Genomic DNA, 12,531 nt, shown 5'->3' on the forward strand with positions numbered 1-12,531 from the left:
GCTCCCCTCAGCTGTATCCGTCCGTTGCCCCCAGCATTGCGCATCTATGTTGCAGGCGCGTTGCACGGGGATGAGCGGAATGTGACAGGTGACGGGGCACAGGCGCGGACACCTCGCTACATCTGCAACGATGTATGCCGAGCCGGAAATGAACCAGAAGGAGCCCTGCATGGCCGTGACCATGAACGACGTCGCACGCGCGGCAGGAGTGTCCTTGAAGACGGTCTCCAATGTCATCAACAACTACGAGTTCATCCGGCCCGCCACCAAGCAGCGGGTCCTTGATGCTATTGATGAGCTCGGGTACCAAACAAACCTGACGGCCCGAAGCCTCCGCTCCGGGAAGACCAACATGCTCGGGCTGGTGCTGGCCGACCTCTCCATCCCGTACTACGCCGAGCTGGCCTCGGACATCATGAAGGCCGCTTGGGCCCGCGGTTACCGGGTCTTGGTGGAGCAATCCGGCAACGAGGCAGAGCACGAGAAAGCTGCGCTTCAGGGCCAGTTCCGCAGCCTCACCGACGGCCTCCTGTTCATCCCACTGGCCTTGCAAGCCGAGCAGATCATCGCCTCCGCTGGCAAGAAACCGTTGGTCCTCCTGGGCGAATTCGTGCAGGACCCCCGGCTGGACATGGTCCTCATCCAAAACCAAGAGGCTGCCGCCGCCGTCACCACGCACCTGCTGGCGGGCGGCCGCCGTCGTATAGCCGTCCTGGGCGCGCACGACGGCGACGAAGCCGGCAGCAACGGCCTCCGCCTTCGCGGTTACCGGGCTGCGCTCGCTGCCGCCGGGGTGGAGCATGACCCGGCGCTGGTGGTCCCCTGCGATTGGAGGCGCGACGGCGGTGCTGACGCCACCGCGCGGTTGCTGGACAGCGGCGTGGAATTCGACGCCGTTTTCGGGCTCAACGATGCCCTCGCTTTAGGGGCGATGCACGAACTCCTGCTCCGTGGCCGGAAAGTCCCCGAGGAGATTGCCGTGGCTGGCTTCGATGACATTGACGAGTCGCGGTTCGCGTCGCCGTCGTTGACTACTGTGGCGCCGGGGCGGGCGGAAATTGCGGAGCGCGCCGTCGAACTCCTCATCCAGCGGATCGAAAGCAAAGATGCGCTGCGTGCCGTCCAGCAGCCGGCGGCGGCATTCGAAATGCGGGTCAGGCAGTCCGCTCCGTAGGGCGTCATTGTCCCGGCCGCTAGGGTTTTATGAATGAACGCTATTCCAGCCGCCCTCATCACCCCTGCCGTCATGATCGACCCCGATGTCCTGGACCGGAACATCGAACGGATGGCGGCGAGCATGCGCGGGCGCGGGCTGGGACTCCGTCCGCACGTGAAGACGCACAAGACGCTGGAAATTGCGCGCAAGCAGCTCGCCGCGGGAGCCGTTGGCATCACTGTGGCCACGATCGGGGAGGCCGAGGTCTTCGCTGCGGACGGCGTGAAGGACATCTTCATCGCTTACCCCCTCTGGGTTGAAGCGCCGCATGCGGAACGTCTTCGCGCGTTGACGGCCACGTGCCGCCTCGCCGTCGGCGTGGATTCGGCGGAAAGCGCGACGGCGATGGGCGGCCAACTTGGCGCGGATGCCGGCAGTATTGAGGTGCTGATCGAAGTGGACAGCGGGCACCACCGAAGCGGAGTCCTGCCGGACGAGGTGGTGGATGTTGCCAGGGCAGCCACGGCGGCGGGTTTGGCCGTGGCCGGTGTTTTCACCTTCCCGGGGCATAGCTACAAGCCCGGAATGCCCACAGGTGCTGCGGGTAACGAGAATGAAGCGCTGGGTCTTGCGGCAACGGCGCTGACTTCCGCTGGTTTCCACGTGAGGACCATCAGCGGGGGGTCCACGCCCACGGCCCTGATCACCGGCGAATCCGCAGCTACGGAACTGCGTCCTGGAGTTTACGTGTTCGGCGACGCCCAGCAACTGGAACTGGAGCGCTGCGGCTGGGATGACATCGCTCTGACGGTCGCGGCCACCGTGGTCAGCAGGCACGAAGCCCGTGGCGGGAACGTGCGCCGGGTTGTGGTGGACGCCGGCAGCAAGATCCTGGGCAGTGACCGCCCGGACTGGGCTACCGGGTACGGGCGGCTCCCCGAATTCCCTGAGGCTCGCGTCACGGCGTTGTCCGAGCACCACGCCACGGTTGCGTGGCCGGACTCCTCGGAACTGCCGCCCCTGGGCACACGGCTCCGAGTCATCCCCAACCATGTGTGCCTCACTATGAATCTGGTGGACGAGGTCACTGTGGTGCGCGGCGGGGCCGTGGTGGAGCAGTGGAGCGTTGCGGCTCGGGGCCGAAACAACTAAGCCGATTCTTGACCAGGACGAAGTGGAGGAATGGCACGATTTCCGGTGCCAGTGCAAATTTCCATGGCATGCGCTTCACTGGAATGACTCCTCCATCCCGCTCTTGAAGGACAGGCCTTGACGTACTCTGATCTGATTCCCTCCCTCCCCAAGCCCGAGCACCCCCGTCCCCAGCTGGTCCGTGACAAATGGCTGAACCTCAACGGCACCTGGGAATTTGAGATCGACGCCGGTGACTCCGGTTTGGAGCGCGGACTCACCACGCGTGAACTCAACAGCCGGATCCTGGTTCCGTTCGCACCGGAGTCCGCCCTTTCGGGGATTGAGCACGTAGATTTCATGGAAGCCGTCTGGTATCGGCGCACCGTGTCCATCCCTCAGGAGTGGGCCGGACAGAACGTCCTTTTGCATTTTGGCGCGGTGGATCACGACGCCACGGTGTGGGTAAACGGCGTGGAAGTAGCCCGTCACCGTGGTGGCTTCACGCCTTTCACGGCAGACCTCGGAGGAGTGGCAGAGCCCGGCACTGACGCAGTGGTTGTGGTTCGAGCCAGAGACTCACGGCACGAGATGCAGGCCCGGGGCAAGCAAGCCACTTGGTACAACAACACGCACTGCCAATACACGCGGACCACCGGAATTTGGCAGACCGTCTGGATGGAAGCGGTGCCTGAGATTCACATCAAACGCCTCCGCATGACGCCCAACCTTGCCGATTCCAGCATCACCCTGGAGGTGCCGGTCAGCCAGAACCGAAGTGGACATTCTGTCGCCGCCGTCCTCAGCGATGGCAGCGAGCTGCGTGTAGAAGCCACGGCCAAAGCCGACCTGGATCTCACGCCCTCCCTTCGACTGGAAATCCCTGCAGAATCACTGCGCGCTTGGTCCATCGAAGATCCTTTCCTCTATGACCTGGAGGTCAGTGTCCGCGACTCCTCCGGCAATGTGATTGATCAGGTCAGCAGCTACGCAGCGGTTCGATCGGTTGCCTTGGACGGCAAAGTGGTCCGCATCAACGGCAAAGCAGTCTTCCAACGGCTGATCCTGGATCAGGGCTACTGGCCGGAGTCCTTGATGACGTCGCCGGACGATGCTGCCCTCGTCAAGGACATTGAATTGTCCATGGCCGCAGGCTTCAATGGTGCCCGGCTGCACCAGAAGGTCTTTGAGGAACGCTTCCTCTATCACGCCGATCGCCTGGGTTACCTGGTGTGGGGCGAGTTCGGCGACTGGGGTGTCTCCGGTGGCGGAACGGTGGGTCACAATCAAAAGCCCACAGCGAGCTTCGTGGCGCAATGGCTGGAGGTGCTCAAGCGCGATTTAAACCACCCCTCCATCATTGGTTGGTGCCCTCTCAACGAGACCTACCAAGTGATGCACGATCGCCCCACGATACTTGATGACGTCACGGAAGCCATGTTCCTTGCCACCAAGCTCGCTGATCCTACCCGTCCGGTCATTGATGCCTCCGGTTACTCACATCGCATTCGGGAGACCGACATTTACGACTCGCACTCGTATGAACAGGATCCGGACCGGTTCCGCATGGAACAACAGGGCCTTGCGGACGGAAAGCCGTACATCAACCGCACGGCGGACGGCCAGGAGTATTCAGTGCCTTATGCAGGCCAGCCCTACTTCGTCTCCGAATTCGGCGGGATCTGGTGGAACGAACTTGAGGCCCGCCAGGCCGTGGACGGAAGCGACGTCGCCTCTTCATGGGGCTACGGCCAGCGCGTCAGCAGTGAGGAAGAGTTCTACACCCGATTCGATGGACTCTGTGCCGTATTGCTGGAGAACGAGGATATGTTCGGTTACTGCTACACGCAGCTGACGGATGTGTTCCAGGAGAAGAACGGCATCTTCAACTTCGACCGCAGCAATAAGTTCGATCTGGACAGGATCCGCGCCAGCCAGCTCCGGCCTGCCGCGATCGAAACCCGATGGGCGTAGGCTGCGTGGCACTCATGAAGCTGAGGATCTAACCTCGCAGCTATGCCGCAGCTATGCCCCGGCTGGAACACCCGCGAGCAGCGTGTGGAACTCCCGGTTGTGATAAACCAGTGGAGCTGAACCGGACGGGTTAGCCCGGATGTCCACAACTTTCGCTGCCAGCAGCACTGAGCCCCCCAGCGGTGCACGATGGATGATTTCGCACCGTAATGCCCAGATGGCCTCCTTGAGCAGGGGCTCTCCTGTGGGCAGGACCTCCCATTCCATGGTGTCCGTGAATCGCGGGGCGGATGGGTCCGCGAAGGCGCGGACGAGCTCCAGCTGATCGGCGCCCACCAGATGGACCACGATTGTTTGCGCGGCTGCGATGACGGAAGCTGATCGCCCGCCGGTCACAGAGAAAGCGAGTATCGCCGGATCCACGGCCACAGATGCCACCGATGATGCCGTCAGCCCCACTGCTCCCTCTGGTCCCGTTGCTGTGACAATCGAGACTCCTGCCGGATGGGCGCGGAACGCGGCCCTGAAAAGTTCGCCGACTGGTTCGGATGGCACGGGCTTGGGATGGGTCATTAACGCACTTTCATGGGGCTGGTGGGGATGGCGGCCTCTCAGACGCGCACCTCATTGATGCTAGAACCTCAACAATGGTTGAGGTCAATTCTTGAGATTTCGACCCCCGCCCGTGACGCCGTGGAAACGTAGCCGAAACTTCCGCTCCCTACGCTGAACACAATGTCCAAGTGCCCGGCGTCCCAGGAGTAACCATGCATCTTTTGCCCCGTGAGCAGGAGAAACTCATGATCGTGGTGGCCGCCGACCTCGCACGTCGTCGCCAAGGGAGGGGGCTCAAACTGAACTACCCCGAAGCTGTGGCGATCATCAGCTACGAGCTCATCGAAGGTGCCCGCGACGGCAAGTCAGTCGCCCAACTCATGAGCTACGGAAGCACCCTGTTGCGCCGCGAAGACGTGATGGAAGGCGTGCCTGAGATGATCCACGACGTCCAGATCGAAGCCACTTTTCCCGACGGCACCAAGCTGGTCACCGTCCACAACCCCATCCGTTAGGAGCCCCCATGATCCCCGGTGAATACAGGCTCCAGCCAGGTTCCGTCGTGTGTAACAGCGGCCGCCAGGCGATCGCCGTCGAGGTTGTGAACCGCGGCGACCGCCCCGTGCAGGTCGGTTCGCACTATCACTTTGCCGAGGCCAACAGGGCCCTGGAATTCGACCGCGAAGCCGCCTATGGCCGTCGGCTGGACATCCCCGCGGGTACTGCCGCACGGTTCGAGCCGGGGGACAGGAAGACGGTCCAACTGATCGAACTCGCGGGGACGCGCGAGGTGCACGGCCTCAGCAATGCAGTTAACGGAAAGCTCGACGGCGGAACTTCAGTAACCGGGGAACCCCGCCCGGGCGTCGCAGCGGAGAGGGACCACCAATGAGCTTCGAGATTCCCCGCAAGCAGTACGCCGAACTCTACGGCCCCACCACCGGCGACGCCATCCGTCTTGCCGACACAGAGCTGTTCCTGGAGATTGAGAAGGACTACACGGCTTACGGCGAAGAAGTGGTGTTCGGCGGCGGCAAAGTGATTCGCGACGGAATGGGTCAGAACGGCCAGCTCACGCGGGCTGAAGACATCCCGGACACCGTGATCACCAACGTGATCGTCCTGGACTACACGGGTATCTACAAAGCCGACGTCGCCCTCAAAGACGGCCACATCTTCAAAATCGGCAAGGCCGGCAACCCACAGATCGCCGACGGCGTGGACATCGTGATCGGTGCCAGCACGGAAATCATCGCGGGCGAACGGAAGATCCTCACAGCCGGCGGCATCGATACCCACATCCACTTCATCTCCCCGGAGCAGGTCCCCGCAGCCCTGTGCAACGGAATCACCACCATGGTGGGCGGCGGCACCGGCCCCGCCGAAGGAACCAAAGCCACCACCATCACCCCCGGCGCCTGGCACATCTCGCGCATGCTGCAGGCCGCCGAGGGGCTCCCTGTCAACATCGGCCTGTTCGGGAAGGGCCACGCATCCGCCGTCGAGCCCCTCGCGGAGCAGATCCGCGCCGGTGCCGTAGGACTCAAAGTCCACGAGGACTGGGGCTCCACCACGTCCTCCATTGACATGTCCCTGCGGGTGGCCGACGAATACGACGTCCAGGTAGCCATCCACACGGACACCCTCAACGAATGCGGCTTCGTGGAAGACACCATTCGCGCGATCGATGGACGGGTCATCCACACGTTCCATACCGAAGGCGCGGGCGGCGGGCACGCCCCGGACATCATCAAGATCGCCGGGCTGCCCAACGTGCTTCCTGCCTCCACCAACCCCACGCTGCCCTACACTAAAAACACCATCGAAGAGCACCTGGACATGCTCATGGTCTGCCACCACCTCAACCCGGACATCCCCGAAGACGTGGCCTTCGCCGACTCCCGCATCCGTGCCGAAACCATCGCCGCCGAAGACGTCCTGCACGACCTCGGAATCTTCGCCATCACATCCTCCGACTCCCAGGCCATGGGGCGTGTGGGTGAAGTCGTGACCCGGACGTGGCAAGTAGCCGACGCCATGAAAAGGCAGCGCGGCGTGCTGAAGGATCCCTCAGGTGCCCCGCACGGATCCGCCGAATCCGACAATTTCCGGCTCAAACGCTACGTGGCCAAATACACCATCAACGCTGCCATCGCGCAGGGCATGGCAGGCGTCATCGGGTCCGTGGAAGAGGGCAAATTCGCGGACCTCGTCCTCTGGGATCCCGCCTTCTTCGGCGTAAAACCCGAACTTGTCATCAAGGGCGGCCAGATTGCCTACGCCCTGATGGGCGACGCCAACGCGTCCATCCCCACACCCCAGCCCCGCACCATGCGGCCCATGTTCGCAACCTACGGCAAGGCCCTCCAGCAGACGTCCATCACGTTCCTGTCCCAGGCAGCCATTGACGCCGGAGTGCCGGAAGACCTCGGCCTCGAACGCATCATCAAACCCGTCTCCGGCATCCGCAACCTCACCAAAGCGGATCTGAAATACAACGGCGAAACCCCGGACATCGCCGTCGACCCCGAAACCTACAAGGTAACCGTCGACGGCGTCGAAGTCACCTCCCAGCCCTCCGACGTGCTGCCCATGGCCCAGCGCTACTTCCTCTTCTAGGACCCACATGATCATCGAGAAAATCCTCGGCAACCTGCACGACCAGCCCAGCGACTACGCCGGCCACCACAAAGAAAAAGTAGTGCTGCCCAGCGCCCTCCTCGTCAAACGCATCCAACGCGTCACCACCGATCACGGCAAAGAACTCGGCATCCGGCTCCCCAGCGGCACCGGGGACCTCCGAGACGGCGACATCCTTGCCGTCACTGACACCAACCTCATCGTCATCTCAGTACTGCCCACCGACGTCCTGGTGATCGGGCCACGGAGCATCCACGAAATGGGCGTCGTGGCACATTCGCTCGGCAACCGGCATTTGCAGGCACAGTTCTTCGACGCTGCGTCTGAATACGGGGCCGAAGTCATGGTGTGCCAGTACGACCACACGGTCGAAGACTATTTGAAGAGCGTCGGCGTCCCCTACGACAGGCAAGAGCGGGTCATGCCGGTGCCATTCCGCCATGCAGAGCATTCGCACTAGAGTCATGCGTCGCATCAGGTTGGGTGCGCGCGCTTGCGCTCCACTGGGAAGGGGGCCGTGCCCGCTTCGCGATGCCCGCCACGCCGCGGCCCCCTTCCCAGCTCCGCTCCAGCGCACAGACCGCACCGGCGGCGGTGCGGCTTGAGCCCGACATATCAGCTTGCTCTTCAACAGTTGACTGACTCAGCTTTGCCTACGGGGGCGTTTGCTCATTCTTTGGGGTTTGAGAGCTACATCCACCGTGAGTTGGTTCGTGATGAGATCACTTTTGGGAAGTGGTTGGGTGCTTTTGTGGGGCAGCAGTTGGTCTATTCCGATGGGTTGGCCGTTCGCTTTCTTTATGAGGGGGTGGATGTTGGCTTGTTGGATGGGGTGTTGTCTGCTCAGTTGTTGGCTCGGGAAGTGCGGGAGGCCTCGCTCAAAATGGGGGGACGGCTTCTGGAGATTGGTGGCGAGGTGTTCCCGTCGGCTGAGTTGGAAGAGTATAGGGGGCTTGTTCGGGCGGGGTTGGCCTCGGGGCATCAACCGTTGGCTTTTGGCGTCATTGCGCGGTCTTTGGGGGTTCCCTTTGAGGCGGCGTTGTCTGCCTATCTGTTTGCCACCGTGACTTCGCTGACCCAGAACGCCGTGCGTGCCATACCGCTCGGGCAGAACGCCGGGCAGCGGGTACTTCGGGACGCGCACGACGCCGTTGCTGCCGCCATCCACGATGTAGCACAGCTGTGCTGGGACGACTTTGGGGCCGTCAGCCCCGGCCTCGAAATTTCACAAATGCGGCACGAACGGCAACGTGCCCGCATGTTCATGAGCTAGCAAGTGCAAAGGACAGACAACATGACAGAACCCATCAAAATCGGCGTCGGCGGACCCGTCGGAGCAGGCAAAACCCAGCTCGTTGAACGCATCACCCGGCACATGAGCCGCGACATCTCTATGGCCGCCATCACCAACGACATCTACACCATCGAAGACGCCAAAATCCTCGCCGCCAACGGCATCCTCCCCGAAGACCGGATCATCGGCGTCGAAACCGGCGGCTGCCCCCACACCGCCATCCGCGAAGACACCTCCATGAACACCGCGGCCATCGAAGAACTAAAAACCCGGCATACTGACCTGCAAGTCATCTTCGTCGAATCCGGAGGCGACAACCTCTCCGCCACCTTCAGCCCAGAACTCGTCGACTTCTCCATCTACATCATCGACGTAGCCCAAGGCGAAAAAATCCCCCGCAAAGCCGGCCAAGGCATGATCAAATCCGACCTCTTCATCATCAACAAAACAGACCTGGCACCCCACGTAGGGGCAGACCTCGCCGTCATGGAGAGGGACTCCAAAGAGTTCCGCGGCAACAAGCCGTTCTGCTTTACCAACCTCAAAACGGACGAAGGCCTGGACGAGGTCCTCAACTGGATCCGCCGCGATGTCCTGATGCTCGACTTGGCGTCGTGATCGGGCTTTCCCGCTCGGCGGTCGGCGAAAGTCCGGCGGCTACACCGGGTGATAGGGGCCGTGCCCGCTTCGCGGTGCCCACCACGCCGCGGCCCCTATCACCCGGCTCCGCCGCCTCTACGGTTAACCCACCCGCGGGCAACGAGCCCGCCACGCCACCCCATATATTCGGCGCCGCAGCGATTCAGTCACCTTGCGTGGGTGACGTGTGAGCACGCACGTAGTGGTCCCGAGCATCGACTCCAGCCCTTGGGGGAACCTGGGGCCCGAATCCACGTTGGCCTTGGGCGAAGGGCCGGTGCGGGGGCGGTTGGAGCTTGGGGTTTCTGTGCGGGGCGGTAGGTCCGTTGCTTCGCGGCAGTTTCATGAGGGGGCTTTGAGGGTGCTCAGGCCGCATTACCTGGATCAGAGCGGGCAGGTTTGTTATGTCATGGTCAATCCCGGGGGTGCGTATCTTGGGGCCGATCTGTTTGTTATTGACGTGGAGGTTGAGGCGGGGGCTGAGCTGTTGCTGACCACGCAGTCGGCAACCAAGGTGTACAGGACTCCGGGCTCATTCGCTGAGCAGCGGATGACCATCAAAATGGGGGAGGGCTCGCGGCTGGAGTTGATGCCGGATCAGTTGATCGCGTACCGGGAGGCGAGCTACCGGCAGAATTCGCGCATCAGTCTCCACCCGACGTCGAGCCTAGTCATGGCTGAGGTCATCACACCGGGGTGGTCGCCGGACGGCGCGTCCTTCAAGTATGAGGAGGTGCGGCTGCGCAACGAGATCTGGATCGAGGACCTAAACGGTGGGAAGCTGTTGGCGCTGGACAACCTTCTGATCCGGCCACCCCTCAACGACGTCACCGGGATGGGGTTCATGGAAGGCTTCAGCCACCTGGGGTCTTTGGTGGTGGTGGACCCGCGGGTGGATCAAGCGCTCGCTGACGAGATGCACCACCTGATCCGTGATTTTGACGCGTACACCGGAGTTTCTTTGACCATGACTATTGCCGGGAGTACCGGGCTTGTGCTGCGATCGTTGTCGAACAGCACTGAGGAACTCAACACATTACTGGGTGTCTGCACCGGTGTTCTGAGGGAACGCTGGTTTGGGCAGGCGCCTTTGAACCTGAGGAAGTATTGATGACTGCGCTGACCGAGTTCGCCACCATGTACCGGGAGCGGGAGCAGTTGTCCCTGCGGACCCGGCTGCTGTTCACCTTCGGTGCCGTTGCCGCGTTGCATCTCGCCGCCGTCGTGCTGTTGCTTGTTGGTACAACCGGTGGCGCGCAGCCACTGGCGCTGGGGCTGGTGATCACCGCTTACATGGCCGGGATCAAGCACAGTTACGACTGGGACCACATCGCGGCGATCGACAACTCCACCCGCAAATTCGTGGCGCAGCACAAAGACCCCGTGAGTGTTGGTTTTGCCTTCAGCCTGGGCCACAGCTCCGTGGTGATCCTGGCCGGGCTGCTGGTGGTGGCGGGTGCCACGTTGATTGGGCAGTTCATGGAGGACGGCACCACGGGCAACAAAGTGCTGGGCCTGATCGGCAGCGGAGTGTCCGGCTTGTTCCTGCTGGCCATGGGCTTGTTCAACGGCTCGGCGTTCGTCCGCGCCACGAACGTTTACCGTCAGGTGCAGCGCGGCGGTGAAGTGCGTACCGAAGACCTTGAAGCGAAGGGCTTTGTGGCCCGGCTGCTGGCCAAACCGCTGTCCAAAGTGGAGCGGCCGCGGAACATCTACGTCATTGGTTTCCTGTTCGGGCTGGGGTTCGATACCGCCACCACCATCGGGCTGCTGGTCATCACCACGACGGCGTCACTCGCCGGGGTCTCGCCGCTCGCCTTGATGGCTCTGCCGCTCGCGTTCACGGCCGCCATGACCCTGTGCGATTCAGTCAACGGCGTGGCCATGATGAAAATGTACAGATCGGCCATCCACAACCCGAAGCGCAAGCTCGGCTTCAACGCCGTCATCACTGGCATTTCGGCCGTTTCGGCGTTGTTCATCGCCGTGATCACGCTCGGTGGTTTCGTGAATTCCGCCTTTGAACTCGAGGATCCGCTGACCACGTGGCTCGGCAGCATTGACCTTGGCGACGCGGGCCTGATCCTGGTGGGACTGTTCGTGATCGTCTGGGCCGTATCAGCGTGGCGTGGCCGGAGCGTGCGACTTAGTTAGGCTAGGAGACCGCCACTGCGTTGAAAAGCTCGTTGGTGTCCACCCCAAGGTCCGGGGTGTCCAGCACGTTGGTCAGGAACACCACGCAGCGGTCCTGCTCGGGGAGCATCCACCACTCAGTGCCTGACCAGCCCGGATGCCCATAAGTCCCCTGCGCGAACAGCTCGGACTCATTGGCGGGCATCTGGAATCCCAGCCCTGTGTGGCGGATGGGCTCGGGCCGGGTGGTGATGTGCGAAACCTCAGTGGTGCGGGGGCGACGCATGGCGGCAAGCGTGGCGGGCCGGACGGCTTTTCCGGAACCCCCCAGCAGCTCTGAACCCAGATTGAGCAGGTCGGCGGCCGTTCCAAAGAGCCCGGCTCCTGGATGCCTGTTTTTGTACATGGCCTGGATATCAAGGCCAGCTGCGTAGGCGCCGTGGACGGTGTGCGGGTTGGAGTCCGTGTTGAACGTGAGCCCGTGCGCCCCGGTATCGGCGGCCAACGCCAGGAGCTGGTTCTCGAACGGAACTCCGCCTGACCACTCGGCCATCGCCGCTGCACCCTCAAAGGCGATGTTGCAGTATTGCACCAGAGATCCGGCGTAAAAGGCTTGATCCGCGGCGGTGAGGGCTTCGCGGAGGGGAGTGCCGCCGTCGAGCGCCGGGTCTGAGATTCCGGATCGGTGGCTGAGTAGCTGCTCAAGCGTCACGGTATCGGTGCGGCCGGTGCCAAAGCCCGGCAGGGCGTCACCCAACGAGGCGCCAAGGAAAAGTTTCCCCAACTCAACTTGCCGCATGACCGTCAGGGCCGTGATCGGTTTGGTGACCGAGAACAGCGCAAAGTGATCATCGACTGCAGCATGCCGGCCGTCGTCGGAACCGAACGCCACAATGTCCTCAATGCCTTGGCTTGAGGCAATGCCCAGCACCGCGACCGGCACGCGTTTGAGCTCTACCTGCTTGCGGGCCCAGTCCGCTGCGGGTCCTATTTCCACCATTGCCTGTTC

General features: G+C 62.5%; 13 protein-coding genes. 11 read left to right on the forward strand and 2 right to left on the reverse strand.

Features of this window, described 5'->3' with window-relative positions:
• Positions 1-169: 169 nt before the first annotated feature.
• From HAV21_RS05945 to HAV21_RS05955, 3 genes are all read left to right on the forward strand, one after another.
• Complete coding sequence (locus HAV21_RS05945) at positions 170-1,174, forward strand: LacI family DNA-binding transcriptional regulator (protein WP_166840994.1); 1,005 nt, start codon at positions 170-172, stop codon at positions 1,172-1,174.
• A gap of 33 nt (positions 1,175-1,207) precedes the next feature.
• On the forward strand, positions 1,208-2,308 hold the full coding sequence (locus tag HAV21_RS05950) for a D-TA family PLP-dependent enzyme (RefSeq protein WP_166840996.1): 1,101 nt from the start codon (positions 1,208-1,210) through the stop codon (positions 2,306-2,308).
• A 132-nt stretch (positions 2,309-2,440) separates the two neighbouring features.
• Positions 2,441-4,261, forward strand: coding sequence for a sugar-binding domain-containing protein (locus HAV21_RS05955; protein WP_166841353.1), 1,821 nt, complete (start codon positions 2,441-2,443; stop codon positions 4,259-4,261).
• 51 nt (positions 4,262-4,312) lie between these two features.
• On the opposite strand, the gene HAV21_RS05960 is transcribed toward HAV21_RS05955, so the two are convergent.
• Entirely contained in the window at positions 4,313-4,834 is a 522-nt protein-coding gene (locus HAV21_RS05960; protein WP_166840997.1) for a flavin reductase family protein, read from the reverse strand.
• 194 nt (positions 4,835-5,028) lie between these two features.
• Here HAV21_RS05960 and HAV21_RS05965 point away from each other — a divergent pair, with 194 nt between their 5' ends.
• From HAV21_RS05965 to HAV21_RS06000, 8 genes are all read left to right on the forward strand, one after another.
• Positions 5,029-5,331 carry an urease subunit gamma gene (locus HAV21_RS05965; protein WP_142937136.1) on the forward strand — a complete coding sequence of 101 codons (303 nt, stop codon included), beginning with the start codon at positions 5,029-5,031 and terminating at the stop codon, positions 5,329-5,331.
• An 8-nt stretch (positions 5,332-5,339) separates the two neighbouring features.
• Positions 5,340-5,708 carry an urease subunit beta gene (locus HAV21_RS05970; protein WP_166840999.1) on the forward strand — a complete coding sequence of 123 codons (369 nt, stop codon included), beginning with the start codon at positions 5,340-5,342 and terminating at the stop codon, positions 5,706-5,708.
• Positions 5,705-7,435 carry an urease subunit alpha gene (ureC, locus tag HAV21_RS05975; protein ID WP_166841000.1) on the forward strand — a complete coding sequence of 577 codons (1,731 nt, stop codon included), beginning with the start codon at positions 5,705-5,707 and terminating at the stop codon, positions 7,433-7,435. The genes HAV21_RS05970 and ureC overlap by 4 nt, the downstream gene beginning before the upstream one ends.
• 7 nt (positions 7,436-7,442) lie before the next feature.
• Positions 7,443-7,916: an urease accessory protein UreE gene (gene ureE / locus HAV21_RS05980; protein WP_166841002.1), complete on the forward strand. Its 474-nt coding sequence runs from the start codon at positions 7,443-7,445 to the stop codon at positions 7,914-7,916.
• A 141-nt stretch (positions 7,917-8,057) separates the two neighbouring features.
• Positions 8,058-8,729 (forward strand): urease accessory protein UreF, encoded by a 672-nt coding sequence (locus HAV21_RS05985; RefSeq protein ID WP_166841003.1) that lies wholly within the window; start codon positions 8,058-8,060, stop codon positions 8,727-8,729.
• A 21-nt stretch (positions 8,730-8,750) separates the two neighbouring features.
• On the forward strand, positions 8,751-9,368 hold the full coding sequence (gene ureG / locus HAV21_RS05990; RefSeq protein ID WP_166841005.1) for an urease accessory protein UreG: 618 nt from the start codon (positions 8,751-8,753) through the stop codon (positions 9,366-9,368).
• Positions 9,369-9,627: 259 nt separating this feature from the next.
• Complete coding sequence (locus HAV21_RS05995; protein ID WP_208096414.1) at positions 9,628-10,500, forward strand: urease accessory protein UreD; 873 nt, start codon at positions 9,628-9,630, stop codon at positions 10,498-10,500.
• Positions 10,500-11,543, forward strand: coding sequence for a nickel transporter (locus HAV21_RS06000; protein WP_166841006.1), 1,044 nt, complete (start codon positions 10,500-10,502; stop codon positions 11,541-11,543). The genes HAV21_RS05995 and HAV21_RS06000 overlap by 1 nt, the downstream gene beginning before the upstream one ends.
• 1 nt (position 11,544) lies before the next feature.
• On the opposite strand, the gene HAV21_RS06005 is transcribed toward HAV21_RS06000, so the two are convergent.
• Positions 11,545-12,522, reverse strand: coding sequence for a serine hydrolase domain-containing protein (locus HAV21_RS06005; protein WP_166841008.1), 978 nt, complete (start codon positions 12,520-12,522; stop codon positions 11,545-11,547).
• Between the last annotated feature and the right edge of the window lie 9 nt (positions 12,523-12,531).

The organism is Paenarthrobacter sp. MSM-2-10-13 (assembly GCF_011605365.1).
Classification (GTDB): domain Bacteria; phylum Actinomycetota; class Actinomycetes; order Actinomycetales; family Micrococcaceae; genus Arthrobacter.